The following is a 27,000-nucleotide window of genomic DNA, read 5'->3' as shown; positions in this document are numbered from 1 at the left end:
CAGGGATCGGCTTACCGACAATGGGCCATCCATCCCCGTGCAGAGCAGGCGGCCATGTCGCAGCAGATCTTCTTCGCCCACGCCAACGGCTTTCCCTCGGCCACCTACGGCAAGCTGTTCGCCGCCCTGAGGCCGGACTACGAGGTATGTCACCTGGCGCAGCATGCCCACGACCCGCGCTTTCCGGTCAACGACAACTGGCAGAACCTGGTGGACGAATTGCTGCATCACCTCGAGCAGCAGAACGCGCCGGTCTGGGGTGTCGGCCATTCGCTGGGCGGCGTGCTGCACCTGCATGCGGCGTTGCGCCGACCGGAGTTCTACCGCGGGGTGGTGATGCTCGACTCGCCGGTGTTGACCCGCGCGGACGAGTGGCTGATCCAGGCCGCCAAGCGCCTGGGCTTCATCGACCGCATCACCCCGGCCGGGCGCACCCTGGGCCGGCGCGAGGCATTTCCCGATCGCGACAGCGCCCGTACCTATTTTGCCGGCAAGTCCCTGTTCCGCCACTTCGATCCGGACTGCCTTGAAGCCTACCTGGAGCATGGCCTGGAGCAGGGCGAGGAAGGCCTGCGCCTGCGCTTCGACCCGGCCACGGAGATCGGCATCTACCGCAGCATTCCCCATGTCAGTCCGGCCCGGCCACGCCAGTTGCAGGTGCCGTTGGCGATGGTGCGCGGCGCCCAGAGCCGGGTGATCCGCAAGCACCATGCCCTGGCCGTGCGCGCCATGGCCAAGGGCGAGTACCACAGCTTGCCCGGTGGGCACATGTTCCCCCTGGAACGGCCCACCGACACCGCCGGCCTGATCAAGGGCCTGTTCGACCGCTGGAGCCAGGCATGAGCGCCCAGGTCGAGGAGATCCGCCTGACGCTTGGCCATATCGAGCTGGCCGCGCACCTGTTTGGCCCGGCCGACGGCCTGCCGGTGATCGCCCTGCATGGCTGGCTGGACAACGCCAACAGCTTCGCCCGCCTGGCGCCGCACCTGAAGGGGCTGCGCATCGTCGCCCTGGACCTGGCCGGACATGGCTACTCCGGGCATCGTCCGGTCGGCGCTGGTTATGCGCTGGCCGACTACGCTCATGACGTGCTGCGGGTTGCCGAGCAGCTGGGCTGGGCGCGCTTCGGCCTGCTCGGCCATTCGCTGGGGGCGATCATCTCGGTGCAACTGGCCGGGGCCTTGCCCGAGCGGGTCAGCCACCTGGCGCTGATCGACGGGGTGATTCCGCCGACGCTCAGCGAACAGGACGCCGCCGAGCGCTTGGGGCTGGCGTTGCAGGCGCAACTGCGCCTGGAAGGCAAGCGCAAGTCGGTGTACGCGACCCTGGAGGAGGGCGTCGAGGCGCGCATGAAAGGCATGGTCGCGGTCAGCCGTGAAGCCGCCGAACTGCTGGCCCAGCGTGGGCTGATGCCGGTGCCCGGCGGCTACAGCTGGCGCAGCGACAGCCGCCTGACCTTGCCCTCGCCAACCCGCCTGAACCAGGACCAGGCCATGGCCTTCGTCAAACGCATCGCCTGCCCGGCCTGCCTGGTGGTGGCCGCCGACGGCATGCTGGCGCGCCACACGCAGCTGCTGGAGCAGCTACCCTTCGAGCAGGTGACCCTGCCGGGCGGCCACCACCTGCACCTGAACGACGCCGAGGGCGCGGCCCTTGTCGCAGACTGTTTCAATCGCTTTTTTGGCATTCCTTGACTTGCACCGGACAACTGTCGAGGCTTGGCGGGTTGAAAGGGAGACAACCATGTACATGCCAGACATCCACGCGCCTTGCCCCGCCACCTGCGAGGGTGGTCGATGAGCGCACCTGTTTTCGTTCGCGGCGCCATCGCCGCCTGCCTCGCCATCGCCAGCCCCTTATTGTGGGCCGGCAGCCTACCGGTCCCGCCTGACGCCAAGGTGGTCGACCAGCGCCCGGCGGTGGAACAGGAGCGGGTCTACCCCCTGGGGCCGCTGCGCAAGATCAGCGGTCGCCTGCGGGTCGACGACAAGGTCGAGAGCCGTGGCCAGGTCAGTTCCGTGACCTACGAATTGCCGGTCGAGCGCAGCGCCCGCGAAGCCTTCACCAGCGCCCGCGAGGCCCTGCAGCAGGAGGGCGGCTATCCGTTGTTCTGGTGCCAGGGCCGCGATTGCGGCGAGGCCAGCCTGTGGGCCAACGACGTGTTCGCCAATGCCCGGCTCAATGGCGGTGACGAGCAGCAGGCGTTCATCCTGCTGCGCCGTTCCGCCGAGGAAGCCGACACCCTGGTGGCGCTGTACAGCGTGACCCGCGGCAACCGCCGTGCCTATCTGCATGTCGAGGAGTTCGTCTCTGGCAGCCCGCTGGGCGAGCTGTTGCCTACCGCCGCCACGGTGCTGCGCGAACTGCGCGATACCGGCAAGCTCGACTACCCTGATCTGGCCGAGCCCCAGACTACCTGGGCAACGCTGTTGGCCCGCAGCCTGAACCTCGACAGCACCCTGCGCGCCAGCCTCAGCGGCAAGGGCGCCGAGGCCTGGCGCGAGCAACTGGTCAAGGCCGGCGTGCGCAGCGCCCGGCTGGAGGTCGGCGACGCCCCGACCGAAGGCCTGCACCTGGAACTGATCCGTTGAGTGAGCGCCACCATGGCCAACAATGACCGCCTGTTGATCCAGATCCTGCTGCTGACCCTGCTGGGTGCCGCGCTGTGGGTGATGGCACCGTTCATCTCGGCGCTGCTGTGGGGCGCCATCCTGGCCTTTGCCAGCTGGCCGCTGATGCGCCTGCTGACTCGCGTGCTCGGCGGGCGCGAAACCCTCGCCGCGAGCCTGCTGACCACGGTCTGGATCCTGCTGGTGGCGCTGCCGCTGGTATGGCTGGGTTTCAACCTGGCCGACCATGTACGCGATGCCACCGCGTTCATTCGCGACGTGCAGGTCGATGGCCTGCCGGACGCGCCCGCCTGGGTGGCGGGCATTCCGTTCGTGGGCGAACGCCTGGTGAGCTGGTGGGAGTCGTTCGACCAGCAGGGCGCGGCCTTGCTGGCCTCGGCCAAGCCGTATCTGGGCCAGGTCGGCAACTGGTTGCTGGCGCGCAGCGCGCAGATCGGCGGCGGGGTGCTGGAGCTGACCCTGAGCTTGGTGTTCGTGTTCTTCTTCTACCGCGACGGGCCGCGCCTGGCGGCCTTCGTCCACCGCCTGCTGCAACGGCTGGTGGGTGATCGCGCCGAGTACTACGTCGACCTGGTGGCCGGCACCGTGCAGCGGGTGGTCAATGGCGTGATCGGTACCGCCGCGGCCCAGGCCCTGCTGGCGCTGATCGGCTTCCTGATCGCCGGTGTGCCGGGGGCGATCGTGCTTGGCCTGGTGACCTTCATGCTCAGCCTGATCCCCATGGGCCCGCCGCTGGCCTGGATCCCCGCCACTGCTTGGCTGGTGTCCAAAGGCGACTATGGCATGGCGGTGTTCCTCGGCATCTGGGGCACCTTCGTCATCAGTGGCGTGGACAACGTGCTCAAACCGTACCTGATCAGCCGGGGCGGCAACCTGCCGCTGGTGATCGTGCTGCTGGGGGTGTTCGGTGGCCTGATCGCGTTCGGCTTCATCGGCCTGTTCATCGGGCCGACCCTGCTGGCGGTGGGGTACAGCCTGCTGCTGGACTGGAGCCGCAATTCCGCGCAGCACACGCCGCAACGTTGATCTTTCGGGCCTCTTCGCGGGTAGAGCCGCGAAGAGGCCCGTGCAGCGATCCGGTGGACCTGATCTTTACGCTTTCTTTATGCCCTGACCCCACCCCCGATCTCGCCCCTTTACGCCCCTCCCTCGGACAATTTCCCCAAAGCGGCCTTCACGCCGCAACCAGGGGAGATTCACTCATGTACATGCTTGACGGACTGTCACTGCTTCTGGCGGTGGCGTTGGCGGTTTACCTGCTGGTGGCGCTGCTGCGCGCCGACCGCGGCTAAGGGGCGACCATGCACAGTTACGATTACCTGCTGCTGCTGGCGTTCTTCGCCATCGTGCTGCTGCCGGCGCCCTGGCTCGGGCGTTTCTACTACAAGGTGATGGAAGGCCAGCGCACCTGGCTGTCGCCGCTCCTCGGTCCAGTGGAGCGGGGCTGCTACAGCGTGGCCGGCGTGCGTGCAGACCAGGAGCAGAGCTGGAAGCAGTACACCCTGGCCCTGCTGGCCTTCAACCTGGTCGGTTTCTTGATGGTGTTCGGCGTCCTGCAACTGCAGGGCAGCCTGCCGCTCAACCCGCAGCACCTGCCGGGCCAGGAATGGTCGCTGGCGTTCAACACCGCGGTCAGCTTCATGACCAACACCAACTGGCAGGCCTACAGCGGTGAAGCCTCGGTCAGCTACCTGAGCCAGATGATCGGCCTGACCGTGCAGAACTTCGTCAGCGCCGCCACCGGCCTTGCCGTGCTGGTCGCCTTGTGCAGGGGTATCGCCCGGCGCTCGGCCAGCACCCTGGGCAACTTCTGGGTCGACCTGACCCGCGCCACCCTCTACGGCCTGCTGCCGCTGTGCCTGGTGCTGGCGCTGCTGCTGGTCTGGCAGGGCGTGCCGCAGACCTTTGCCGACTACGTCCACGCCGTGACCCTGCAAGGCACCGACCAGACCATCCCGCTGGGCCCGGCCGCCAGCCAGATCGCCATCAAGCAACTGGGCACCAACGGCGGCGGCTTCTTCGGCGTCAACTCGGCGCACCCGTTCGAGAACCCCACGGCCTGGAGCAACCTGTTCGAGGTGGCTTCGATCATCCTGATCCCGGTGGCCCTGGTGTTCACCTTCGGCCATTACGTCAAGGACCTGCGCCAGAGCCGCGCGATCATCGCCTGCATGCTGGCGCTGTTCCTGATCGGCGGCAGCACCGCGCTGTGGTCGGAGCATCAGCCCAACCCGGCCCTGGAAAGCGCCCAGGTTCAGCAGAGCGCGCCACTGGAAGGCAAGGAGAGCCGCTTCGGTACCACCGGTTCCGTGCTGTGGACGGTGACCACCACCTCCGCCTCCAACGGCTCGGTCAACGCCATGCACGACAGCCTCAACCCGATTACCGGCATGGTGGCGATGGTCAACATGATGCTTGGCGAAGTGATCTTCGGCGGCGTCGGCGCCGGCCTCTACGGCATGCTGCTGTTCGTGTTGATCGCGGTGTTCCTGGCCGGCCTGATGATCGGCCGCACCCCGGAGTACCTGGGCAAGAAGCTGCAGGCCCGTGAAGTGCAACTGCTGGTGGCGAGCCTGCTGGTGATGCCGGTGGGCGTGCTGATCCTCGGTGCCATTGCCGCCAGCCTGCCCGGGCCGGCCGGCGCGGTGACCAACCCCGGCGCCCACGGTTTCAGCCAGCTGTTGTACGCCTACACCTCCGGCGCTGCCAACAACGGTTCGGCCTTCGCCGGTTTCGGCGCCAACACGGTGTACCACAACGTGATGATCGGCTTGGCCATGCTGATCGGTCGCTTCGGCTACATCCTGCCGGTGTTGGCCCTGGCCGGCGGCCTGGCGGCGAAGAAGAGCGCGCCGCAAGGCCTCAACAGCTTCCCCACCCACGGCCCGCTGTTCACCACGCTGCTGCTGGTGACCATCCTTTTGGTCGGCGGCCTGACCTTCCTGCCGGCCCTGGCCCTGGGGCCGATTGCCGAACACCTGAGCCTGGGTTTCTGAGGAATACACAATGAACATGCCCATTCCCGAAGTGAAGGCGCATCAAGGCGCCAAGGACCAGACCCGCTTCAGCGCGTTGTGGCGCCCGGCCCTGGTCCAGGCTTTCGTCAAGCTTGATCCGCGCCAGCTCAAGCGCGCCCCGGTGATGCTGGTGGTGGCCCTCACCGCCGTGCTCACCACCGTGTTGTGCTTGGTGCCCGGCAGCGGCGTGAGCACCGGCGTGGCGGTGCAGATCGCCGTCTGGCTGTGGTTCACCGTGCTGTTCGCCAACTTTGCCGAAGCCCTCGCCGAAGGCCGTGGCAAGGCCCGCGCCGACAGCCTCAAGGCCGGCAGCCAGGGCCTGACCGCCAAGCGCCGCAAGAGCGACGGCAGTTTCGAGAGTGTCGCCGCCACCCAGCTTCGCAAGGACGATGTGGTGCGCGTCGTGGCCGGCGAGATGATCCCCGGCGACGGCGAGGTGCTCGAAGGCATCGCCGCGGTCAACGAGTCGGCGATCACTGGCGAGTCCGCCCCGGTGATCCGCGAGTCCGGCGGCGACCGCTCGGCGGTCACCGGCAACACCCGCCTGGTCTCCGACTGGCTGCTGATCCGCATCACCAGCAACCCGGGTGAGTCGACCCTGGACCGTATGATCGCCCTGGTCGAAGGCGCGAAACGCCAGAAAACCCCCAACGAGATCGCCCTGGACATCTTGCTGATCGGCCTGACCCTGATCTTCCTGATCGTGGTGGTTACCTTGCAGCCGTTCGCCCGTTTCGCCGGCGGCGAGCTGCCGCTGATCTTCCTCGCCGCGCTGCTGGTGACCTTGATCCCCACCACCATCGGCGGCCTGCTGTCGGCCATCGGCATCGCCGGCATGGACCGCCTGGTGCGCCTGAACGTGATCGCCCGCTCCGGTCGGGCGGTGGAGGCAGCTGGCGACGTGCACACCTTGATGCTCGACAAGACTGGCACCATCACCTTCGGCAACCGTCGTTGCAGCGCGCTGCACGCCGCCTCCGGGGTGACCGCCAAGGAGCTGGGGGAGGGCGCCTTGCTCGCCTCGCTGGCCGACGACACGGCCGAAGGCAAGTCGATCGTCGAGTACCTGCGTCAACTGCACGATTTCGACGAGCCCTCGAGCACGCAATATGAAGCCATCGCTTTCAGCGCCGAGACCCGGCTGTCGGGCATCGATTTCCAGCAGCGCCGCTACCGCAAGGGCGCCGTCGACGCGGTGCTGGCCTTCTGTGGTCTGCAACGCCTGGAGCTGCCCGCCGCCCTGGCCCGTGAAGTGGAGCGCATCGCCCAGAGCGGCGGCACGCCGCTGCTGGTGTGTGTCGACACGCACCTGCTCGGCGTGATCCACCTCAAGGACGTGGTCAAGCCCGGCATCCGCGAGCGCTTCGCCGAACTGCGCAAGCTCGGCATCCGCACCGTGATGGTCACCGGCGATAACCCGCTGACCGCCGCCGCCATCGCCGCCGAGGCCGGGGTGGACGACGTGCTCGCCGAAGCTACCCCCGAGAAGAAGCTGGCGCGCATCCGCCAGGAGCAGAACGACGGACGCCTGGTGGCCATGTGCGGCGACGGCGCCAACGACGCCCCGGCCCTGGCCCAGGCCGACGTGGGCATGGCCATGAACGACGGCACCCAGGCTGCCCGCGAGGCGGCCAACATGGTCGACCTGGACAGCGACCCGACCAAGCTGCTGGACGTGGTGCAGGTGGGCAAGGAACTGCTGGTCACCCGTGGCGCGCTGACCACCTTCTCCATCGCCAACGATGTGGCCAAGTACTTCGCCATCCTGCCGGCGCTGTTCGCCGCCATCTACCCGCAGCTGGGCGTGCTCAACCTGATGCACCTGGCCAGCCCGCAGAGCGCGATCCTCTCGGCCATCGTGTTCAACGCGCTGATCATCATCGTGCTGATCCCCCTGGCGCTGCGCGGGGTGCGGGTGCAGGCCGCCAGCGCCGCCCACCTGCTGCGGCGCAACCTGCTGATCTACGGCGTGGGCGGCATCATCGTGCCGTTCGCCGGGATCAAGCTGATCGACATGCTGCTCACTGCACTGCACTTGGTTTGAGGAGAGACTGACATGACCGCCTATGTACGCCCGGCCCTGAGCCTGATCCTGCTGATGACCGTGGTCACCGGCGCGCTGTATCCCCTGGCGGTGACCGGCATCGCCCAGGTCGCCTTCCCTGACCAGGCCAATGGCAGCCTGGTGCGCGATGATCGGGGCGAGGTGCGCGGTTCGGCGTTGATCGCCCAGGAATTCAAGGGTGACGCCTGGTTCCAGTCGCGGCCTTCGGCGGGGGCCTATGCCACCGTGGCCAGCGGCGCCAGCAACCTGGCGCCGAGCAACCCGGCGCTGGCCGAGCGCGTGAAAACTGATGCCGCCGCGCAGTACCAGGTGCAACAGGGGCCGGTGCCGCAGGCGCTGCTGACCACCTCGGGCAGCGGGCTGGACCCGCACCTGCCGCCCGAGGCGATCGCCTACCAGCTGCCGCGTGTGGCGGCGGCGCGACAGGTGCCGGTTGAGCGCTTGCAAGCGCTGGTGAATGAGGCCACCCTGCGACCACTGGTCGGGCCACCTGTTGTCAATGTGCTGGCGCTGAACCAGGCGCTTGAGCGCCTGGCGCCTGTGGCCGTGCACTGACCCTTGTAGGAGCGGCCTTGTGTCGCGAAAGGGCTGCGCAGCGGCCCCCAGGGTTCAAGTGTTTATACAAAGATCGCCGGGGCCGCTTTGCGGCCCTTTCGCGACACAAGGCCGCTCCCACAGTGACCGTGAACAAGCAAAGGATAAAACATGAGTGACTCCGCCCGCGCCGACGCGCTGTTGGCGGGCCTGCCCCGGGAAGGCCGGGGCAGGCTCAAGGTATTTCTCGGCGCCGCGCCCGGGGTCGGCAAGACCTTTTCCATGCTGCAGGCCGCCCACGCCCAGCAACGCCAGGGCGTGCGCGTGGTGGCCGGGGTGGTCGAGACCCACGGCCGCGCCGAGACCGAGGCCCTGCTCGGGGGCCTGACCCAGCAACCGCTGCTGCGCAGCGAGTACCGTGGCGTGATGCTCGAGGAAATGGACCTCGACGGCCTGCTCAAGGCCGCGCCCCCCTTGGTGCTGGTCGACGAACTGGCCCACACCAACGCCCCCGGCAGCCGCCACGCCAAGCGCTGGCAGGACGTGCAGGAACTGCTCGCCGCCGGCATCGACGTGTACACCACGGTCAACGTCCAGCACCTGGAAAGCCTCAACGACAAGGTCCGCGACATCACCGGCGTGCAGGTGCGCGAGACCCTGCCCGACTGGGTGCTGCAGGAGGCCTTCGAACTGGTGTTGATCGACTTGCCGCCGCGCGAGCTGCTCGAGCGTCTGCGCGAGGGCAAGGTCTACGTCCCCGAGCAGGCGCGGGCAGCCATCGAGGCCTATTTCTCCCAGACCAACCTCACCGCCCTGCGCGAGCTGGCCATGCAGACCGCCGCCGCCCAGGTCGATGCGGACCTGGCCAGCGGCTACCGCCAGCGTGGCCAGGAAGCACCGGCCCTGCGCGGTCGCCTGCTGGTGGGCATTGACGGCGACGACCAGGCCGAGCGCCTGGTGCGTCATGCCTGTCGCGTGGCCCAGCGTCGCCATCTGCCGTGGAGCGTGGTCCATGTCGACAATGGCCGACTGCGTGACGAGACGGCCCGCCATCGCTTGCAGGCCGCCCAGCAACTGGCCGAGCGCCTGGGCGGTGAAGTGGTGCTGCTGCGGGCCGGCGAGGTGGCCCGCACGCTGATCCAGCACGCCGACGAGCGCCGCGCCAGCCTGGTGCTGGTGGGCCAGTCCCGCGATCTGCTGCGTCGGCGCTTCTTCGGCGCCGGTGTCGCCGCGCGCCTGTTGCGCGAGAGCCACGGCCTGGAGATCAACGTGCTCGACCGCGACACCCAGCCGCAACCGGCGCGTGCGGCGGTCAAACGCGTGTGGGTATGGCGCCACTACCTGCTGGCGCTGTTCGCCACGATGCTGGCCACCGGCCTGGCCTGGGCCGTGTCGAGCCTGCTGGCGCTGCCCAATATCTCCCTGGTGTTCCTCGCCGCCGTGCTGTTGGTGGCGGTGCGCAGCAGCCTGGGTCCGGCGTTGGCCTGCGCGGCGTTGTCGTTCCTGACCTACGACTTCCTGTTCATCCCGCCGAACTTCTCCTTCGCCATCCAGCGTGAGGAGGACGTGCTGACCCTGGTGTTCTTCCTGCTGATGGCCGCGCTCACCGGCAACCTGGCCGCTCGCCAGCGTCGCCAACTGCAGGCCTTGCGCGAGACCCAGGCGCAGACCAACCAGTTGCTCGACCTGTCGCGCCGCCTGACCGTGGCCACCGACCGCCAGGCCGTGTTCAGCGCCGCCGGCCAGCATATGGATGGCTGGCAGGACGTGCAGGTGTGCCTGCTTGAACGCAGCGCCGATGGCTTGTTGCAGGTCGCCAGTGGCGGCAACCATGCCTTCACCGACAACGAACGCGCCGCCGCCGAGTGGGCCTGGCAGCATGGCCAGGCTGCAGGCTTTGGCAGCGACACCTTGCCTCACGGGCGTTGGTGGTGGTGGCCGTTGGCCGTGGAAGAGCAACCCTTGGCGCTGCTCGGCATTCGCCCCCGCGATGGCGAGCCGCTGAGCGCCCAGCGCCGCCGCCTGCTGAAGGCCCTGGCGCAACCCCTGGCCCAGGCCCTGGCCCGCGCACGCCTTGGCGAGCAACTGGAAGCCGCGCGCCTGCACGGTGAAACCGAGCAACTGCGCAGTGCCTTGCTCGCCTCGGTCTCCCACGACCTGCGTACCCCGCTGACGTCCATGCGCGGCAGTATCGACAGCCTGCTGGCCCTGGGCGACGCGATTCCCCCGGATGACCGCCGCGAACTGCTCGAAGGCACCCGCAACGAAGCCGAGCGCCTGGACCGCTACATCCAGAACCTGCTGGACATGACCCGCCTGGGCCACGGTACCCTCAAGCTGGCCCGCGACTGGGTGGCTCCGGCCGACATCGTCGGCAGTGCCCTCAATCGCCTGCGCGTGGTGCTGGCGCCCTTGCGCGTGCACACCGAAGTGCCGCCCGAGCTGCCGCTGTTGTTCGTGCATGCGGCGCTGATCGAGCAGGCGCTGATCAACGTGCTGGAGAACGCCGCCCGTTTTTCCCCGCCGCAGGGCCGCCTGGCGCTGCAGGTTTCGGTGCGTGACGAGCAGCTGTGCTTCGCGGTGGCCGACGAAGGTCCCGGCATCCCCCAGGACGAGCGTGAAAAGATCTTCGACATGTTCTACACCGCCGCCCGTGGCGACCGCGGCGGGCAGGGCACCGGCCTGGGCCTGGCGATCTGCCAGGGCATGATCGGCGCCCATGGTGGCCGCATCCTGGTCGATGATGGCATCGATGGCCACGGCACCTGCATCACTCTATGCTTGCCGCTGCCGACCCAACCCGATACTGAAAGTGAAGCCCCATGAGCCAAGCCGCCACCCTGCTGGTCATCGACGACGAGCCACAGATCCGCAAGTTCCTGCGCATCAGCCTGGCGTCCCAGGGCTACAAGGTGCTCGAAGCCGCCACCGGCGGCGAGGGCCTGGCCCAGGCCGCGCTGAACAAGCCCGACCTGGTGGTGCTCGACCTGGGCCTGCCGGACATGGACGGCCAGCAGGTGCTGCGCGAGCTGCGCGAGTGGAGCGCGGTACCGGTGATGGTGCTGTCGGTGCGCGCCAGCGAGGTGCAGAAGGTCGATGCGCTGGATGGCGGGGCCAACGACTACGTGACCAAACCGTTCGGCATCCAGGAGTTCCTCGCCCGGGTGCGGGCACTGCTGCGCCAGGCGCCGCAGGTAGGCAACGGGCCGTCGGCGGCGAGCTTCGGGGCGCTGGTGGTGGACTTCGCCTTTCGCAAGGTGACCCTGGACGGTGTCGAGGTGGCGTTGACGCGCAAGGAGTACGCGTTGTTGGCGCAGTTGGCCGGGCACCCGGGACGGGTGATCACCCAGCAGCAGTTGTTGAAAGACATCTGGGGGCCGACCCATGTGGACGATACCCACTACCTGCGCATCGTGGTAGGGCACCTGCGGCAGAAACTGGGGGATGACCCCACGGCGCCGCGGTTCATCGTCACCGAGGCGGGGGTGGGGTATCGGTTGGTCACGCCGGCCCAGTAGGGGCGGGCTTTATATACCCAGCTCCAGTGCCAGAAGCTCCTGCACGGTCTGGCGCCGGCGGATCATGCGCAAGTTGCCCTGGTCGATCAGAAATTCAGGCAGCAGGGGGCGACTGTTGTAGTTCGACGACATCGAAGCCCCGTAAGCCCCGGCATCGTGGATCACCAGCAGGTCACCCACTTTGGCCTGGGGCAGTTGCTGTGGCGTCAGTTCCTCATCGTTCTGGGTGAATACATCCCCCGACTCGCACAGCGGCCCGGCCACCACGGTCGGTTGCAGCGGACGGCTCACCGGTCGGCCCACCGCATCGAACAGGCTCATGCGGTGGTAGGCGCCGTACATCGCCGGGCGCATCAGGTCGTTGAAACCGGCATCGACCAGGATGTAGTGCCGGTCACCCATCTGCTTGACGGCGCGTACCTCGGCCACCAGGCAACCCGACTCCGCCACCAGGAAGCGGCCCGGTTCGATCTCCATGCGCACGGGGTGGCCGAGCATGGTTTCGATCTCCGCCCGCGCCACCGCCCAGGTCCGGGCGTAGCGCTGCAGGTCCACCGGTTGGTCGTCGGTGCGGTACGGCGTGGACAACCCGCCGCCGATGGAGAAGGCCTCGATGTCCATGCCCAGCTTGTCGACCAGCCCGACCATGGCACCGGCTACCTGTTCCAGGTGTTCGTAGTCCACCCCCGAGCCGATGTGCATGTGCACGCCCACCAGGTGCAATCCGTACTGTTTCACGCAGGCCAGCGCCTCGGGCAACTGCTCGTGCCAGATGCCGTGCTTGCTGTTCTCGCCGCCGGTGTTGGTCTTGCGGCTGTGGCCGTGGCCGAACCCCGGGTTGATGCGCAGCCATACCCGGTGCCCGGCGGCGTGCTCGCCCAGCTGGCGGAGCATGTCGATGGAACCGGCGTTCACCTCGATCTTTGTCTCGACCACTCGAGCCAGGGTGGGCTGGTCGAGCACGTCGCAGGTCAGCACCACGCCGGCCGGCTCGCCGTCCACTGTCGCCCCGGCCGCGAACGCCCGCTCCATTTCGCCCAGCGACACGGCATCGAGCACCAGGCCACGTTCGCGCATCAGGCGCAGGACGTGCAGGTTGGGGTTGGCCTTCTGCGCGAAGCGGACCGTGTCGAAGTGCTGCTGCAACTGATCGATGCGCTGGTGGATGGTCTGGGCGTCGTAGGCCCACAGTGGGGAGCCGTGCTGGCGGACGGCCTGGGCCAGGAGGGTGGTGGTCATGGGGTGTTCCTTGTAATGGATGCACCGATCTTGAATCAGTTGATTGATCCAGAAAAATAGCTATTTATGCTGGCTCGATTCATATTTGATATGTATGCGTCAATCTCACGGGTCTTGGCATCACCATGAAACTCACCATCCGCCACATCGAAGTGTTCCGCGCCATCATGGCCGCCGGCAGCGTCACCGGCGCCGCCCGCCTGCTGTTCACCTCGCAACCCACTGTCAGCCGTGAGCTGGCGCGCATGGAGCAGGTCACCGGTTTGAACCTGTTCGAGCGCGAAGGCGGGCGCCTGACGCCCACGGCCCAGGCCTTGCTACTGATCGAGGAGGTCGAGCGCGCCTTCGTCGGCCTGGAGCGCATCGACCGCTTCGCCCAGGCCATCCGCAACTTCGAGCAGGGCCGGCTGGCCATCACCTGCCTGCCACTGTTCTCGCAGACTCTGCTGCCCAAGGCCTGCAAGGCGTTCCACCAGCAACACCCGGGGGTCAGCGTGAGCATTACCGCGCAGGAGTCGCCGTTGCTGGAAGAATCATTGGTCGCCCAACAGCACGACCTCGGCTTGACCGAAACCGCGCAGGTGCCCAGGGGCGCGGTCGGGGAACTGCTATTCAGCGCCGACATGGTCTGCGTGTTGCCCGAGCATCATCCGTTGCTCGCCAAGCCAGTGCTTGAGTTGCACGACTTCCATGAGGTCGACTTCATCAACCTGGCCAGCCTGGACAGCTATCGGCAACAGCTGGACCGCCACTTCCGCGAGGCTGGAGTAAACAGGCGTACGGTGATCGAAACCACCAGCGCCGCCTCGGTATGCGCCATGGTCCGGCAAGGGCTGGGCGTGGCGATCATCAACCCGCTGAGCGGGTTGGAGGCAGGGCAGGGTGGGCTGCCCATGCGCCGTTTGAGTCTCTCGGTACCGTATCAGGTAATGCTGATCCGACCAGAGCTGCGCCCGGCGTCTGCTGTGCTGGAGCCGTTCTGCCAGGCGCTTCGGCTGCAGGCCGGGGAGATGGAGCGGGCATTGGCAAAGGGCGCTTGAGCACGCCGTGTCACCTGTTGGAACGATTCGGAACGTGGCGCAGTCAACCCTTTCGACAGTGTTCAAACGAGGACTCGCCATGAGTACCCTGACAATCGAAGGCTGGTGCAAAAGTGACGGCGACCGCCGATCTTCCCCGGTGGGTGATATCCACTTCGACATCCAGGGCCCGACCCACACGGCGCTGGAGCAGGCCGAGGAACGTCTACAACAGAGCCACGAGCCCGAAGCGATGGTTGATGTCGACATGGACACGTTGAACCTGGTCTTGCCCGAAGGCTACGGTCCGCTGGCCGACTGCCGCCTGCGCGTCTACCTGAGCAACGACGAACGTGGCCAGTTTCACTTGGTCGGGCATCGGGCCAGCGATGGCAGCCTGATCTACACCAACGCGGTGCTGATTGCGCAATTGAGCTGAGCCTCAGCCGTGCTCCAGTTGCGCGGCCACCTCCTTGGCCAGCGCCAGGAAGGCCCGCGCCGCCGCCGTCTGGTAGACACCCCTGCGCTGCATGAGCACGGCCGTGCGTTGCAGGCGCAAGGGGTCCAGGGCGATGGCGGCCAGGTCGTCATGCGCCAGGACGATGTTGGCCGGGAGCAGTGTCGACAGCGTTGTCCTGCGCACCACTTCGATGACCGCGCCGATGGCGTTGGCCTCCATCATTACCTGCGGGCGGATACCGTGCTGCCTGCAGTAGCGCTCGATCTGCTCACGGGTGGCAAATTCGGCGCTGAGCAGGATCATCGATTCATCATTCAGCGCCTGTGGCCCGATGGCACTTGCCTGGGCCAACGGGTGTTGGCTGCCGACCACCAGCGCCAGGGTCTCGACCAGTAAGGGGTAGGTGTCGATGTCCTGGGCATGGCGTTCATCGAAGGCGATACCGACATCCAGTTCGTCCAACTGCAGCATCTGCTCCATACGCTCCTGGGCGATTTCGCTCAGGTTCAGGGTGATGTTGGGGTACCGGCCATGAAAGGCCTCGACCAGGGGGCCGACCAGGTAGCTGGTAAAGGTGGGTGTCACCGCCACCCGCAATGAGCCTCGGCTGAGGTCGCCCACGTCATGGATCGCGCGCCTGGCCTCCTGCAGTTCCTGCGACGCCCGTTTCGCATAGCGCAGATAGACCTCGCCGGCATCGGTCAGCCGCGTGGTGCGCCCCGAGCGATCGAACAACTGCGCGCCCAGGCTTTCCTCCAGTTGCCTGACCTGCTGCGAAAGCGCGGGCTGGGAGACGTGCAGGGCTGCCGCCGCCCGAGTGAAACTGTGGTGTTGCGCGACCGCGAGGAAGTACTGGATATGCCGGGCGAGCATGCTTCTCTCCATAAGATAATCTGATGCCGTTCATCATAAATGAGACTTTTACCTTATGTAACGCACCGCCTAACCTTTGCCGCACACACCGCGACACTGAGGCATCAGCCATGCAAGACATCATCGACGGCTTCCTGAAGTTCCAGCGCGACGCTTCCCCGAGCGGGTCAAGCTGTTCAAGGACCTGGCCACCCAACAAAGCCCTCGGGCGCTGTTCATCTCCTGTTCCGACAGCCGCCTGGTGCCCGAACTGGTCACCCAGCGTGAACCCGGCGACCTGTTCGTCATCCGCAACGCCGGCAATATCGTGCCGTCCTACGGCCCTGAACCCGGTGGGGTGTCGGCCTCGGTCGAGTATGCCGTCGCCGCCCTGCAAGTGGCCGACATCGTCATCTGCGGCCACTCCGACTGCGGCGCCATGACCGCCATCGCCACCTGCAAGTGCCTGGACCATATGCCCGCCGTGGCCGGCTGGCTGCGCTACGCCGACTCGGCCCGGGTGGTGAATGAAGCCCGCCAGCATCAAAACCCCCACGCCAAGGTCGAGGCCATGGTGCGCGAGAACGTGATCGCCCAGCTGGCCAACATCCAGACCCACCCCTCGGTGCGCCTGGCCCTGGAAGAGGGCCGCGTGGCCCTGCACGGCTGGATCTACGACATCGAGAGCGGTCGCATCGACGCCTTCGACGGACGCACCGGCCAGTTCGTATCCCTGGCGGACAACCCAGCAGTCCGCGCTGTTTCCCACGCCTCCCGGCACGTTGCCTGAACCCGATTTTCAACCCAAGGAGACACCTCATGATCCAGTCGCAAATCAGCCAAAACGCCCGCCTTGCCCTGAGCGAAGCCATCCTCCTGGCCAAGGCCCGCAAGGACCTGTCGTTCGCCCAGATCACCGACGGCACCGGCCTGTCCGAAGCCTTCGTCACCGCCGCGCTGCTGGGCCAGCACCCGCTGCCGGCCAGCGCCGCCCAGGTGGTGGGCGACAAGCTGGGCCTGGACGCCGATGGCATCGCCCTGCTGCAGACCGTGCCACTGCGCGGCAGCATCCCCGGCGGCGTGCCGACCGACCCGACCATCTACCGCTTCTACGAGATGCTGCAGGTGTACGGCACCACCCTAAAGGCACTGGTCCACGAGAAGTTCGGCGACGGCATCATCAGCGCCATCAACTTCAAGCTGGACGTGAAGAAGGTCGACGATCCGGAAGGAGGTTCGCGCGCCGTGATCACCCTGGATGGCAAGTACCTGCCGACCAAGCCGTTCTGATTCGCGCTTAGGCAATGGCTCGGGCGCCGCACGACGCCCGGGCCTTTTCTACGCGCGCCAATGATCCCCTACAGGAGCGACGGCATGGACCTGATCTTCAGAAATGTCCGCATCGATGATGCAAAACCCTTGATGGATGTGGCCGTGCGCAACGGCAAGATCACTGAAATCGCCCCTACGATCACCGCAACGGCAACCCAGGAAATCCAAGGCAACGGCAATGTCCTGATCCCGGGCTTCGTCGAAGGTCACCTGCACCTGGAAAAAGCCAACGTCATGCAGCGCAAGGCCAACCGCTCCGGCACCTTGACGGAAGCGATCGCCGTCACCGCCGAGCTCAAGCCCACGCTCACCCGCGAAGACATCCGCGAGCGCTCGACCCAGGTGTTGCGCGCGCTGGTGCAGGCCGGCACCACCCATGTCCGTGCCCACGCCGAGTTCGACCCCGCCCAGGGTTTCACCGGCCTTGAAGTGGTGCTGGAACTACGGGAAACATTCCGCGATGTCATCGATATCCAGGTGGTCGCCTTTCCCCAGGAAGGCATCCTCAAGTTGCCCGGCATGAAAGCGATGATGGTCGAGGCCATGGAGAGGGGCGCCGATGTGGTCGGCGGCATTCCCTACAACGACGCCTCGCCCCTGGAGCACATCGATTTCGTCTTCGACCTGGCCCAGCGCTATGGCAAGGACATCGACCTGCACCAGGACTTCGCCGACGACGCCGAGCACATGACCATCGAATACGTGGCCCGCCGGACCCTCGCGGCAGGCTACCAAGGGCGCGTCAGCGTCGGCCACCTGACCAGCCTGGCGGCCGTCGAACCAGCGCGCCAGTCGCGTATCATCGCGCTGCTGCGTGAAGCCGACATCAGCGTGATGTGCCTGCCCGCCACCGACCTGCACCTGGGCGCCCGTGGCGACAGCCACAATGTGCGGCGCACCCTGACCCCGGTGCGGGCGTTGCGCGATGGCGGAGTGAACGTGTGCCTGGCCACCAACAACATCCGCAATGCCTTCACTCCCTACGGCACCGGCGACCTGCTGCATATCGCGCAGCTGGCCATCCCCGCCTGTCACCTGGGCGGGGCGGACGACCAGGCCACGGTGCTGCCGATGCTCACCAGCAACCCGGCCAAGGCCCTGGGGTTGCAGAGCCATGGCTTGGCGGTGGGCAACGACGCGGACCTGGTGCTGATGGACACCCACCGTATCAGCGACGTGATCCTCGACATGCCCGCGCGGCTGATGGTGCTCAAGCGCGGCAGGGTGGTGGCGACAGCGGAGCAGCGGCGCTCGGTGGTGTTCTGAAGGCCGGGCTCATACGGCCAGCAGCAACAGTGCCGCCAGCAGTGCCGGGGGCATTACCAGCACGCCCAGACGCAAGAAACTCAATGCGCCGACATGCTCGCCCTCGCGGCGGATCGCCATCAGCCACAGCAGCGTGGCCAGGGAGCCGGTGATCGACAGGTTCGGTCCCAGGTCGACGCCGATAAGCAAGGCGGCGGTGGTCTGCCGGGGCAGTTCGACGAGGTGGCCGATGGAACCGGCGATCAGGCCGGTGGGCAGATTGTTCATCAGGTTGCTGGCCACGGCCGCAGTCACCCCCGCCGTCCAGCTTGCCGTGCCTGCCGACTGTTGCGCCAGGGCGGCCAACGATTGGGCAAGACGGTCGATCACGCCGGTGTGGGCCACGGCTTCCACCAGCACGAACAGTCCTGCGACCAAGGGCAGGACCCCCCAGGCCACGTGGCGCAGCAACGGCGCCGGGTTGCGCCGCTGACGCAGGTGGATCAACCCGGTGGTGGCCATGCCTGCGCAAAATGTCGGCAGCCCTAGCGGCATGTCCAGTGCCGATACCGTCAACAGCAGGGTGCCGGTGAACATCAGGCCCAGCGCGCAAAGCCGCGCGCCGGCCGACAAGGGGCGCATCTCGATGGCCACGGCCAGCGGCTGACGGATGCGCTTGCGCTGGGTCAGGCGCAGCACCAGGTAGGTCATGGCGATGGCGCCCAGCGAGGGCAGGGTGAACTGGCGCAGCCATTCCAGCAGCGGCGGCATCTGGCTGCCGAAGACTACCAGGTTGGCCGGGTTGGAGATGGGCAGCACGAAGCTGGCGGCATTGGCGATGAAGGCGCAGATGAACAGGTAGGGCAGCGGCTCGGCCTTGGCCGCCTTGCACGCCGCATACACGGCCGGCGTCAACACCACAGCGGTGGCGTCATTGGACAGGAACACGGTGACCAGTGTACCGACCAGGAATACCAGGTCGAACAGGCGTTGGCCCGAGCCCCTGGCATGCTGCACCGCGTACCTGGCCAGCCAGTCGAACAAGCCTTCCTGGCGAGCCAGCTCGGCCAGCACCATCATGCCGGTCAGGAACAGGTAGACATCGCCTCCTTCGGCGATTGCCGCCAAGGCCAGGCGCCATGGGATCAGGCCGCAGGCCGTCAGCCCTAAGGCGGCGCCCATCGCCCAGACATATTCGGGCACGCGTCCCGGCCGAAGGATGACCAGGGCGGTGGCCGCGGCCGCAACCGACCAGATGATCAGGGATGACTCAGCGACAGGCATGCGAGGACTCAGTTTCCGGAAGGGGAGTGAAGGGGAGGGGCTTGCTCGGCGTTGGCATCGCTGGCCGGTCGGCGGGTCTCCGGCATCGCCAGCCAAAGCAGAAGCAACGCTGCAGTCGCGATGCCCGCCAATGTCAGGAATGCCGCGTCGTAGCCTGCGGACTGTACCACCAGCCCCGCGACACCGGGACTTAGCGCCGCGCCCAGGCCGAAGGCCGTGGACAATGCGCCAAGGCTGACATTGAAGCGCCCGCTGCCTTGGGTGAGGTCCTTGACCACTACCGGGAACAATGCGCCGAACAGTCCGGCGCCTATGCCATCGAGCAATTGCACGGCCACCAGCCAGAACGGATCGTCCGACATCACGTACAGCACGCCACGCAGCGGCAGGATCAGAAAGCCGGCGAGCAACAGCGGCTTGCGTCCCCAGCGGTCGGCCCTGGCGCCGGCCAGCAGCGCCATGGGCACCATCACCAGCTGCGCCGCGACGATGCACGCCGAGGTCAGCGGCGTGGCCAACTGCAGGTTGGCCTGAGCCAGTTTCTGGCCCACCAGCGGAAGCATTGCCGCGTTGGCCAGATGGAACAACGCGCAGCACACGGCGAACAGCAGCAAGGGGCGATTGTGCAACAGTACGGCAAGGCCGGCGGGGTGGGCGTGCTGGCCCGGCGGCCGCGGGTCAAGGCCGCGCGCGAGGTCATGGTCGATGGCTGTCGCCGGCACTCGGCTGATGGCGATCAGGCTGGCCACAGTCATCGCCGCCATCAGGTAGAACACCGCCACCGGTCCGAACAGGTAGGCCAGCCCGCCGGCGAGCACCGCCGAGCAGGCATTGCCGGCATGGTTGAAGGTTTCGTTGCGGCCCATGCGCCGGGTGAATGCCCGCGGCCCGGTCAGGCCCAGTGAAATGGCAGCGATGGCCGGCGCGAACACGGAACCGGCGAGCGCGCTGATGGCTTGGGTCAACGTCACCAGCGCGACGCTGGTGACCCAGGGCAGCACCAGGCAACTGCCGGTCACCAGCAGCGCGGCGATGGCCATCACGGCGCGCTTGGCCGTGGTCCTGTCGATCAGCGCGCCAGCTGGCGTCTGGGTCAGCAATGCCGTGACGCTGGCCAAGGTCATGACCAGGCCGATACTGCCGGGCTCCCAATGGTGCACCGCCAGCAGGTAGATCGCCAGGTAGGGCCCAAGCCCATCACGGACATCGGCCAGGAAGAAATTCAACCCATCGAGCGAACGTTCATGAGCAGGCGAGGCCAAGGAATACTCCGCAGGGACAAGTGAACAGAGCGCCCTGGATTTCAAAGGCGGTCAATAGCCGCATACGTTAGCACTCCGCGGCGCAGGTGCTGATGAACTTTGCGCGGATCCGGCATGCCATCGGCCCTGGGGGCGCCAGGGCTCAGCGATTGGGCCATTGCTGCAACAGGATCGATACGAACTTTTCGGCCGCCGGCGACAGCGACGCACCGCGACGAAACACCAAGCCCAGCGTGCGGCTGACCTGCGGCTCGCCCAGCGGCACGCTGACCAACGTCGGATGGTCGGCGCTGGGCATGGCCAGGCTAGGCATGGCCGAGACCCCCAGCCCGGCCTCGACCATGCCCAGCGAGGTCGACAGGTGCTGGACCTCGTAGAACCATTGAGGACGAAGGTTCAGACCGGCCAGCGCATGATCGAGCAACATGCGGTTGCCGCTCAGGCGACCGACTCCGATCAAGCGGTAGTCGGCCAGTTCGGCCCAGGTCACCGACTCGCGCTTGGCCAACGGGTGGTCCCGGCGGCAAGCGAGCACAAAATGCTCCTGTACCAGCGAGACGAACTCGATGTCCGGATGCTGGCCACTCATCATGTTGATGCCAAAATCGGCCTCTGCGCGCAGTACGGCTTCCAGCCCATCGTTGGCACTGAGGTCCAGCAGGCGGATGCGGATCTTCGGGTACTGCGCGTTGTAGTCGCGGATCACCGAGGGCAGAAAGTAGAACGCTGCCGTGGGAATGCAAGCGAGGGTGACCTGCCCCGTCTGGCGCTCGGCCAGTTCACGGATGCTCAGGATCGAATCCTCGAAATCATCCAGCAGGCGCCTGGCCTTGGGCAGGAAATCCCGACCCACGCTCGTCAGGCTGACCCGGCGCGTAGTGCGTTCGAGTAACGAAGTACCGAGCCCTTCCTCGAGCTTCTTGATTCGTCGGCTCAGGGCGGGTTGGGACAAGTGCAGCGCTTCTGCAGCTTCGTGAAAGCTGCCAAGTTCGGCGATTTTCACGAAAGATCTTATATCTTGCAGTTCATATTCCATCAGGCATCGCTCAGTGGGCCGTTCGATTATTGATGCTTTTATCGCAATAATGACTACGATATTTGCATTGGATTGATTTATCCATCCCTGTCACTCTTTTGCTCACAACATCAATGATGTCCATTGATCAACAAGAGTGCGAAATCATGCAACGAATTCCTTGCGTACTCATGCGCGGCGGTACCTCCAAAGGGCCGTTCTTCCACGCCTGGGACCTGCCTGCAAACGTGGTCGAGCGCGACGAGTTGCTGATCAACCTGATGGGCTCCGGACACGAGCTGGAAATCGACGGCATCGGTGGCGGCAGCCCGCAGACCAGCAAAGTGGCGATCATCAGCCCGTCGTTGCACGCCGATGCCGATGTCGACTACCTGTTCGTCCAGGTGATGGTCGCCCAGCGGCGCGTCGACACCGCGCCCAACTGCGGCAACATGCTGTGCGCCGTGGGGCCGTTCGCCATCGAGCAAGGGCTGGTCAAGGCCAACGACGGCAAGACCCTGGTACGCATCCGCAACCTCAATACCGGAACCTTCGTCGATTCACTGGTGCAAACGCCTGGCGGCATCGTGCGCTACGAAGGGCGCACGGCGATCGACGGCGTCCCTGGCACGGCGGCCCCGGTGCACCTGACGTTCCTCGATGCAGTGGGCAGCAAGACCGGCAAGCTGTTCCCTACGGGCAAACCTCAGGATGTGATCGACGGCGTGCCGGTCACCTGCATCGACATGGCGATGCCCATGATGATCGTCGACGCCCGGCAACTGGGCGTGACCGGCTCGGAAACCCCGGCCGAGCTGGATGCCGACAATGCCTTGCTGCAGCGCCTGGAAGCCTTGCGCCTGAAGGCTGGCAAGGCCATGGGCCTGGGTGATGTCAGCGGCATGGTGATCCCCAAGCCGGTGCTGGTCGCGCCACCTCGGCATGACGGTACGGTGCAGGTGCGCTATTTCATGCCGCACAATTGCCACCGGGCCCTGGCGATCACCGGCGCCGTCGGATTGGCCACGGCTTGCGTCAGCGCCGGTACGGTGGTCGGCGACCTGCTCGGCGAGGGGGCACAACACTTGGAGCAGGTGCGCATCGAACATCCCAGTGGTGGCATCGACGTGGCGCTGTCGCGTAGCGGCGTCGATGGCAAGACCCTGCAGGCATCGGTGGTGCGTACCGCCCGTCGGCTCTTCTCAGGGTTCGTTTATGCCCCGTCCTCGCGCAGGCTGGCGGGATAGACCCAGGCCGCCGCCACCATCAGCGCGGCTTCAGCAACAAGCGCATCCGCACAATTTCAACAATGGGTGATGCCTCATGAAACTTGCCAGATCCCTGTATTTCCAGATCCTCTGCGCCGTCCTGCTGGGCGTGGTGGTCGGCCACTTCTGGGCGCAACAGGCCGTTGCCCTCAAACCTCTGGGCGACGCCTTCATCAAGTTGATCAAGATGATGATCGCGCCAGTGGTGTTCTGCACCATCGTCACCGGCATTGCCGGCATGACCGACAAGCGCTCCCTGGGGCGCCTGATGAGCAAGACCTTGCTGTTGTTCCTGCTGCTGACCGTTATCAGCCTGGTGATCGGCCTGGCGGCGGTGTACCTGTTCCGGCCCGGCGCCGGCATGAACATCGATCCTGCCACCCTGAGTACAGAAGGCCTGGGCCAGTACGCCGCCTCGGCGGCGAAACTGGGCGTGGTCGACTTCTTCATGCACATCATTCCGGAGACATTCGTCGGTGCCTTCAACAAGGGTGAGGTGCTGCCGGTGCTGTTCATCGCCGTACTCAGCGGCTTCGCCCTGTCGTCCATGGGCGAGAAGGGCCGGCCCGTCCTTGCGGTGCTGGAGTCGGTCTCGATCATGGTGTTCCGCATCTTCGGTTACCTGATGCGTTTCGCCCCGGTCGGTGCGTTCGGTGCGCTGGCCTTCACCGTCGGGCAATACGGCGTTACCTCCCTCGGCGCCCTGGCCAAGCTGGTGGGCACGCTGTACATCGCTTGCGCCTTCTTCGTCCTGGTTGTGCTGGGCGGCATCTGTCGCGCCCATGGCTTCAGCCTGTGGAAGCTGCTGCGCTATTTCCGCGAAGAATTTCTGGTGGTGCTGGGTACCTCGTCCACCGAGCCGGTGCTGCCGCGCATGCTCGAAAAGCTCGAGCGGCTCGGTTGTCGCAAAGGCGTGGTAGGGCTGGTGCTGCCAACCGGGTATTCCTTCAACCTCGATGGCACCGCCATCTACCTGTCGCTGGCGGCCGTGTTCATCGCGCAGGCCTGCAACATCGACCTGACCCTCGGGCAGACGGTGACCATGCTGGCAATCATGCTGCTGTCGTCCAAGGGGGCCGCCGGCGTGACCGGCAGCGGCTTCGTGGCGTTGGCCTCGACCCTCACGGTCATCCACGACATACCGCTGGCCGGGCTTGCCTTGTTGATCGGTATCGATCGCTTCATGTCCGAGGCGCGGGCCCTGACCAGCCTGGCCAGCAACGCCGTGGCCACCGTGGTCATCTCGCTGTCGGAGCATGCCTGCGATCGCGAAACCTTGCTGCGCCGCCTCGACGGCGCGCCATCGGCGGCCGACGAAGCCGTCGACGCTCACCCCGAGTGGTCCGCGCAGCCTCCCCGGCACGGCTGACCAACCAGTTATCGCTCCCATGTTGCAGTAGACTTCCCCCCAGCATCCCTGCGATGCCGGGTGGGGCAGGGGGCCGCCTGCGCGTCGGGCGGCCAAACACAGAATAAAAACAAGAGAAAAAACCATGCTCGCACTCCTGGGCCTGATCATGGTGGTGACGTTCACCTACCTGATCATGAGCAAACGCCTGTCGCCGATCGTCGCGCTCACAGTGGTACCCATCGTTTTCGCCGTGATCGGCGGTTTCGCTCCCGAGCTCGGCAAGATGATGCTCGATGGCCTGAAGATGGTGGCACCCTCGGCGGCGTTGCTGCTGTTCGCCATCCTGTTCTTCGGCCTGATGATCGATGCCGGCCTGTTCGATCCTTTGATCCGCAAGATTCTCAAGCGGGTGAACGGCGATCCGATCAAGATCGCCATAGGCACCGCGCTGCTGTCGTTGCTGGTTGCCCTCGACGGCGACGGCACCACCACCTACATGATCACCTGCGCGGCGATGCTGCCGCTGTATAAACGCATCGGCATGAACCCGATGATTTTGGCCACGGTGTCGATGCTATCGCTGAGCATCATGAGCGGCATGAGCCCCTGGGGCGGGCCTGCCACCCGCGCGATCGCCGCCCTTGGCCTGGATGCGACCGAATACTTCATCCCGATGCTGCCCACCGTGATCGGCGGCGCGGTCTGGGTGGTGTTCACCGCCTATCTGTTGGGGCGCGCCGAGCGTCGGCGCATCGGCAATGTCACCCTGGCGTCAGGGGGCGGCAATTGCTACATCAAGGAGATCCTCGGCGACAACCCACACAAGCGTCCGCGCCTGGCCTATGTGAACCTGATGCTGGTGATCGCCGTGATGACCGCGCTGGTGATGGGCGTGATGCATTCCGCGCTGCTGTTCATGATCGGTTTCGTCGCCGCGTTGATGATCAACTATCCGCAACTGGAACTGCAGAAGGAGCGCATTCTCGCCCATTCGGGCAATGCCATGACCGTCGTGCTGCTGGTGTTCGCCGCCGGCATATTCGCCGGCATCTTCTCCGGCACCAAAATGGTCGACGCCCTCGCCCAGACCTTGGTGGACTGGATCCCCGACGCCTGGAGCCACTGGTTCCCGCTGGTGGTGGCGCTGACCAGCATGCCGCTGACCTTCGTACTGTCCAATGACGCCTACTACTTCGGGGTGGTGCCGATCCTGGCCAACGCGGCCGCGGCCTATGGCATCGACCCGGTGGAAATCGCCCGCGCCTCGGTACTGGGGCAGCCGGTGCACCTGATGAGCCCGTTGGTAGCCTCGACCCTGTTGCTGGTGGGGATGGTCGACCGCGATATCGGCGACTTCCAGAAAGCCACCGTCAAGTGGGCGGTGCTTACCTCGCTGGTGATCACCGCGCTGGCGCTGCTCACAGGTGCCTTGTCCTTCTTCGTGTGAATCACCGGGCGCCACGCGGCGCCCACCCACCGCTCATCCAAGAACAACAACAGAGTACCGATCATGTTCCGAAGTGTTTTCCGTGGGGCCACCTGTGGCCTGCTCTGCGGCTGGTTGCCCGTTGCCGGCGCTGGCGGATTCGTCGACGACGGCAAGCTCAAGCTGCAGCTGCGCAACGTCTATTTCAACGAGAACTTCCGTGACGAGCAGGGCCTGTCCCCACGCGCGGCGGCCTCCGCCAAGCATGAGCGGACCGAGTGGGCGCAGGGCTTTTTGCTCGACTACCAGTCCGGGTTCACCCAAGGCACCTTGGGCGTTGGGCTCGATGCCCTGGCCCTGGTGGGCGTGCGGTTGGACTCCGGACGCGGGCGCAGCGGCAGCGGCCTGCTGCCGGTGCACGACGACGGTCGGGCCGCGGACGAATTCAGCAGCGCCGGCCTGACCGCCAAGGCGCGCCTGGGCCAGACCGTGATCAAGCACGGCACCTTGCTGCCCAAGACCCCGGTGCTGGTCTACAACGACGCGCGGTTGTTGCCGCAGACTTACCAGGGCACGCAGCTGACCAGCACCGACATCGATGGGTTGAGCCTCACCGCCGGTCACCTGGACAAGTTCAAGTTGCGCGACTCCTCGGACAGCACCGGCTTGTACCTGGATGGCTACAGCGGCAACGCGTCCGGTGATTTCTCCTACGTCGGTGCCGATTATGCGGTGGGCAAGCCGCTGCGCCTGAGCTACTTCCACGCCCGGCTCGACGGCTTCTATCGCCAGGACTTCGCCGGCCTGGTGCATGACCTGCCGCTGGCCGGCGGGGTGCTGACCACCGACCTGCGCTACTTCAGGAGCCGCGACAGCGGTGCCGCCCATGGCGGCGCCATCGACAACGACCTGTACAGCGGGCAACTGGCGTATGCGCATTCCGGGCATACGGTCGGTGCCGGCTACCAGGTGCTTGATGGCGAGGCGGGGCTGCCCTATATCAGCGGCGCAACGGTGTATTCATTCAGCAACGTCGGTATCGGCAAGTTCATCGAGGAGCAGGAAAAAACCTGGATGGCCAGCTATGCCTACAACTTCGCCGCCGCAGGGGTGCCCGGGCTGACCTTCATGACGCGCTACCTCAGCGGCGACAACGGTCGCGCCGGGGAAGCGGGTATCAAGGAATGGGAGCGTGACGCCGAGCTGGCCTACGTGGTCCAGGGTGGCCCGCTCAAAGGCCTGGGGGTGAGGTTGCGCAACTATGTCTATCGTTCCGACTTCGCCCGCGGTCGCGACAGCAACCGTGTGTACCTGACCTACGACATCGCGCTTTGGTGAGTGTCCATCCTGGGTGGACGGTGCGCGTCCAGGCGGTGGTTGTGGGCATTGATGGCGGGCTTGCCGAGGTCCATCGGCTGCTATCAACGCGATCAATGTTGGCAGACGATGGCCTGATGTCCCTCTAGATTGCAAAGGCGTGCTG

At 66.1% G+C, this 27,000-nt stretch carries 23 protein-coding genes and 1 pseudogene; 19 read left to right on the top strand and 5 right to left on the bottom strand.

What is annotated here, in order from left to right; translation table 11 throughout:
- Nucleotides 1-54: 54 nt before the first annotated feature.
- The 10 genes from AC25ND_RS12765 to AC25ND_RS12720 all read left to right on the top strand — a co-directional run bounded on the left by AC25ND_RS12765 (nucleotide 55) and on the right by AC25ND_RS12720 (nucleotide 11,764).
- On the top strand, nucleotides 55-843 hold the full coding sequence (locus tag AC25ND_RS12765) for an alpha/beta fold hydrolase (RefSeq protein WP_028690481.1): 789 nt from the start codon (nucleotides 55-57) through the stop codon (nucleotides 841-843).
- Complete coding sequence (locus AC25ND_RS12760; RefSeq protein WP_236248665.1) at nucleotides 840-1,694, top strand: alpha/beta hydrolase; 855 nt, start codon at nucleotides 840-842, stop codon at nucleotides 1,692-1,694. The genes AC25ND_RS12765 and AC25ND_RS12760 overlap by 4 nt, the downstream gene beginning before the upstream one ends.
- A 102-nt stretch (nucleotides 1,695-1,796) precedes the next feature.
- Nucleotides 1,797-2,591 carry a DUF4892 domain-containing protein gene (locus tag AC25ND_RS12755; RefSeq protein WP_182323491.1) on the top strand — a complete coding sequence of 265 codons (795 nt, stop codon included), beginning with the start codon at nucleotides 1,797-1,799 and terminating at the stop codon, nucleotides 2,589-2,591.
- Nucleotides 2,592-2,603: 12 nt separating this feature from the next.
- Nucleotides 2,604-3,656 carry an AI-2E family transporter gene (locus AC25ND_RS12750; RefSeq protein ID WP_028690484.1) on the top strand — a complete coding sequence of 351 codons (1,053 nt, stop codon included), beginning with the start codon at nucleotides 2,604-2,606 and terminating at the stop codon, nucleotides 3,654-3,656.
- Nucleotides 3,657-3,832: 176 nt separating this feature from the next.
- The gene (gene kdpF / locus AC25ND_RS12745; RefSeq protein ID WP_011534724.1) at nucleotides 3,833-3,922 is read left to right on the top strand and encodes a K(+)-transporting ATPase subunit F; all 90 of its coding nucleotides are present in this window, start codon (nucleotides 3,833-3,835) and stop codon (nucleotides 3,920-3,922) included.
- A gap of 9 nt (nucleotides 3,923-3,931) precedes the next feature.
- The gene (gene kdpA / locus AC25ND_RS12740) at nucleotides 3,932-5,626 is read left to right on the top strand and encodes a potassium-transporting ATPase subunit KdpA (protein WP_486976375.1); all 1,695 of its coding nucleotides are present in this window, start codon (nucleotides 3,932-3,934) and stop codon (nucleotides 5,624-5,626) included.
- Nucleotides 5,627-5,636: 10 nt separating this feature from the next.
- A complete protein-coding gene (kdpB, locus tag AC25ND_RS12735) occupies nucleotides 5,637-7,691 on the top strand; it encodes a potassium-transporting ATPase subunit KdpB (protein ID WP_028690486.1) in 2,055 nt (684 codons plus the stop codon).
- Between the two features lie 12 nt (nucleotides 7,692-7,703).
- On the top strand, nucleotides 7,704-8,267 hold the full coding sequence (kdpC, locus tag AC25ND_RS12730; protein WP_062573372.1) for a potassium-transporting ATPase subunit KdpC: 564 nt from the start codon (nucleotides 7,704-7,706) through the stop codon (nucleotides 8,265-8,267).
- 150 nt (nucleotides 8,268-8,417) lie between these two features.
- Nucleotides 8,418-11,072, top strand: a complete 2,655-nt coding sequence (locus AC25ND_RS12725; RefSeq protein ID WP_069016227.1) for a sensor histidine kinase — start codon at nucleotides 8,418-8,420, stop codon at nucleotides 11,070-11,072.
- Nucleotides 11,069-11,764 (top strand): response regulator, encoded by a 696-nt coding sequence (locus AC25ND_RS12720; RefSeq protein WP_062363681.1) that lies wholly within the window; start codon nucleotides 11,069-11,071, stop codon nucleotides 11,762-11,764. The genes AC25ND_RS12725 and AC25ND_RS12720 overlap by 4 nt, the downstream gene beginning before the upstream one ends.
- Before the next feature lie 9 nt (nucleotides 11,765-11,773).
- Here AC25ND_RS12720 and lysA read toward each other — a convergent pair whose 3' ends face one another.
- On the bottom strand, nucleotides 11,774-13,003 hold the full coding sequence (lysA, locus tag AC25ND_RS12715) for a diaminopimelate decarboxylase (RefSeq protein ID WP_486976374.1): 1,230 nt from the start codon (nucleotides 13,001-13,003) through the stop codon (nucleotides 11,774-11,776).
- A gap of 125 nt (nucleotides 13,004-13,128) precedes the next feature.
- On the opposite strand from lysA, the gene AC25ND_RS12710 reads away from it, so the two are divergent.
- Together AC25ND_RS12710 and AC25ND_RS12705 are read left to right on the top strand one after the other, a co-directional pair.
- Nucleotides 13,129-14,043, top strand: a complete 915-nt coding sequence (locus AC25ND_RS12710) for a LysR family transcriptional regulator (protein WP_062363675.1) — start codon at nucleotides 13,129-13,131, stop codon at nucleotides 14,041-14,043.
- A 79-nt stretch (nucleotides 14,044-14,122) separates the two neighbouring features.
- Nucleotides 14,123-14,461, top strand: coding sequence for a hypothetical protein (locus AC25ND_RS12705; protein ID WP_062363673.1), 339 nt, complete (start codon nucleotides 14,123-14,125; stop codon nucleotides 14,459-14,461).
- Between the two features lie 3 nt (nucleotides 14,462-14,464).
- Here AC25ND_RS12705 and cynR read toward each other — a convergent pair whose 3' ends face one another.
- On the bottom strand, nucleotides 14,465-15,355 hold the full coding sequence (gene cynR, locus AC25ND_RS12700; RefSeq protein ID WP_088851573.1) for a transcriptional regulator CynR: 891 nt from the start codon (nucleotides 15,353-15,355) through the stop codon (nucleotides 14,465-14,467).
- A gap of 110 nt (nucleotides 15,356-15,465) precedes the next feature.
- Between cynR and AC25ND_RS12695 the strand changes: the two are divergent.
- The 3 genes and pseudogenes from AC25ND_RS12695 to AC25ND_RS12685 all read left to right on the top strand — a co-directional run bounded on the left by AC25ND_RS12695 (nucleotide 15,466) and on the right by AC25ND_RS12685 (nucleotide 17,932).
- Nucleotides 15,466-16,124: pseudogene (locus tag AC25ND_RS12695) on the top strand (carbonic anhydrase).
- A 29-nt stretch (nucleotides 16,125-16,153) separates the two neighbouring features.
- Complete coding sequence (cynS, locus tag AC25ND_RS12690) at nucleotides 16,154-16,624, top strand: cyanase (protein WP_028690495.1); 471 nt, start codon at nucleotides 16,154-16,156, stop codon at nucleotides 16,622-16,624.
- 84 nt (nucleotides 16,625-16,708) lie between these two features.
- Complete coding sequence (locus AC25ND_RS12685; protein WP_186596584.1) at nucleotides 16,709-17,932, top strand: amidohydrolase family protein; 1,224 nt, start codon at nucleotides 16,709-16,711, stop codon at nucleotides 17,930-17,932.
- Between the two features lie 9 nt (nucleotides 17,933-17,941).
- Here the strand turns inward: AC25ND_RS12685 and AC25ND_RS12680 are convergent, their stop codons facing one another.
- The 3 genes from AC25ND_RS12680 to AC25ND_RS12670 form a co-directional block, all read right to left on the bottom strand.
- A complete protein-coding gene (locus AC25ND_RS12680; RefSeq protein WP_486976373.1) occupies nucleotides 17,942-19,195 on the bottom strand; it encodes an arsenic transporter in 1,254 nt (417 codons plus the stop codon).
- 8 nt (nucleotides 19,196-19,203) lie between these two features.
- A complete protein-coding gene (locus AC25ND_RS12675; RefSeq protein ID WP_028690498.1) occupies nucleotides 19,204-20,457 on the bottom strand; it encodes an MFS transporter in 1,254 nt (417 codons plus the stop codon).
- Nucleotides 20,458-20,599: 142 nt separating this feature from the next.
- Nucleotides 20,600-21,493, bottom strand: coding sequence for a LysR family transcriptional regulator (locus AC25ND_RS12670; protein ID WP_028690499.1), 894 nt, complete (start codon nucleotides 21,491-21,493; stop codon nucleotides 20,600-20,602).
- Nucleotides 21,494-21,639: 146 nt separating this feature from the next.
- Here AC25ND_RS12670 and AC25ND_RS12665 point away from each other — a divergent pair, with 146 nt between their 5' ends.
- From AC25ND_RS12665 to AC25ND_RS12650, 4 genes are all read left to right on the top strand, one after another.
- On the top strand, nucleotides 21,640-22,719 hold the full coding sequence (locus AC25ND_RS12665) for a 4-oxalomesaconate tautomerase (RefSeq protein ID WP_028690500.1): 1,080 nt from the start codon (nucleotides 21,640-21,642) through the stop codon (nucleotides 22,717-22,719).
- Nucleotides 22,720-22,795: 76 nt separating this feature from the next.
- Complete coding sequence (gene dctA, locus AC25ND_RS12660; protein WP_088851577.1) at nucleotides 22,796-24,109, top strand: C4-dicarboxylate transporter DctA; 1,314 nt, start codon at nucleotides 22,796-22,798, stop codon at nucleotides 24,107-24,109.
- A gap of 124 nt (nucleotides 24,110-24,233) precedes the next feature.
- Nucleotides 24,234-25,538, top strand: a complete 1,305-nt coding sequence (locus tag AC25ND_RS12655) for a CitMHS family transporter (protein WP_028690502.1) — start codon at nucleotides 24,234-24,236, stop codon at nucleotides 25,536-25,538.
- Between the two features lie 63 nt (nucleotides 25,539-25,601).
- Nucleotides 25,602-26,855 carry an OprD family porin gene (locus AC25ND_RS12650; protein WP_062363659.1) on the top strand — a complete coding sequence of 418 codons (1,254 nt, stop codon included), beginning with the start codon at nucleotides 25,602-25,604 and terminating at the stop codon, nucleotides 26,853-26,855.
- The last annotated feature ends 145 nt before the right edge of the window (nucleotides 26,856-27,000 follow it).

It is taken from the genome of Pseudomonas sp. P110(2024) (assembly GCF_057480795.1).
This window is presented reverse-complemented; position numbering and strand designations above follow the sequence as displayed.

Bases quoted from the DNA above. Each gene is read 5' to 3' on its own strand.
- AC25ND_RS12670 (WP_028690499.1), bottom strand. From the start codon at position 21,493: ATGGAATATGAACTGCAAGATATAAGATCTTTCGTGAAAATCGCCGAA.
- AC25ND_RS12760 (WP_236248665.1), top strand. From the start codon at position 840: ATGAGCGCCCAGGTCGAGGAGATCCGCCTGACGCTTGGCCATATCGAG.
- kdpC (WP_062573372.1), top strand. From the start codon at position 7,704: ATGACCGCCTATGTACGCCCGGCCCTGAGCCTGATCCTGCTGATGACC.
- AC25ND_RS12650 (WP_062363659.1), top strand. From the start codon at position 25,602: ATGTTCCGAAGTGTTTTCCGTGGGGCCACCTGTGGCCTGCTCTGCGGC.
- AC25ND_RS12725 (WP_069016227.1), top strand. From the start codon at position 8,418: ATGAGTGACTCCGCCCGCGCCGACGCGCTGTTGGCGGGCCTGCCCCGG.
- AC25ND_RS12755 (WP_182323491.1), top strand. From the start codon at position 1,797: ATGAGCGCACCTGTTTTCGTTCGCGGCGCCATCGCCGCCTGCCTCGCC.
- cynS (WP_028690495.1), top strand. From the start codon at position 16,154: ATGATCCAGTCGCAAATCAGCCAAAACGCCCGCCTTGCCCTGAGCGAA.
- kdpF (WP_011534724.1), top strand. From the start codon at position 3,833: ATGTACATGCTTGACGGACTGTCACTGCTTCTGGCGGTGGCGTTGGCG.
- AC25ND_RS12750 (WP_028690484.1), top strand. From the start codon at position 2,604: ATGGCCAACAATGACCGCCTGTTGATCCAGATCCTGCTGCTGACCCTG.
- AC25ND_RS12705 (WP_062363673.1), top strand. From the start codon at position 14,123: ATGAGTACCCTGACAATCGAAGGCTGGTGCAAAAGTGACGGCGACCGC.
- AC25ND_RS12665 (WP_028690500.1), top strand. From the start codon at position 21,640: ATGCAACGAATTCCTTGCGTACTCATGCGCGGCGGTACCTCCAAAGGG.
- kdpB (WP_028690486.1), top strand. From the start codon at position 5,637: ATGAACATGCCCATTCCCGAAGTGAAGGCGCATCAAGGCGCCAAGGAC.
- dctA (WP_088851577.1), top strand. From the start codon at position 22,796: ATGAAACTTGCCAGATCCCTGTATTTCCAGATCCTCTGCGCCGTCCTG.
- AC25ND_RS12685 (WP_186596584.1), top strand. From the start codon at position 16,709: ATGGACCTGATCTTCAGAAATGTCCGCATCGATGATGCAAAACCCTTG.
- lysA (WP_486976374.1), bottom strand. From the start codon at position 13,003: ATGACCACCACCCTCCTGGCCCAGGCCGTCCGCCAGCACGGCTCCCCA.
- AC25ND_RS12655 (WP_028690502.1), top strand. From the start codon at position 24,234: ATGCTCGCACTCCTGGGCCTGATCATGGTGGTGACGTTCACCTACCTG.
- AC25ND_RS12720 (WP_062363681.1), top strand. From the start codon at position 11,069: ATGAGCCAAGCCGCCACCCTGCTGGTCATCGACGACGAGCCACAGATC.
- AC25ND_RS12710 (WP_062363675.1), top strand. From the start codon at position 13,129: ATGAAACTCACCATCCGCCACATCGAAGTGTTCCGCGCCATCATGGCC.
- cynR (WP_088851573.1), bottom strand. From the start codon at position 15,355: ATGCTCGCCCGGCATATCCAGTACTTCCTCGCGGTCGCGCAACACCAC.
- kdpA (WP_486976375.1), top strand. From the start codon at position 3,932: ATGCACAGTTACGATTACCTGCTGCTGCTGGCGTTCTTCGCCATCGTG.
- AC25ND_RS12765 (WP_028690481.1), top strand. From the start codon at position 55: ATGTCGCAGCAGATCTTCTTCGCCCACGCCAACGGCTTTCCCTCGGCC.
- AC25ND_RS12680 (WP_486976373.1), bottom strand. From the start codon at position 19,195: ATGCCTGTCGCTGAGTCATCCCTGATCATCTGGTCGGTTGCGGCCGCG.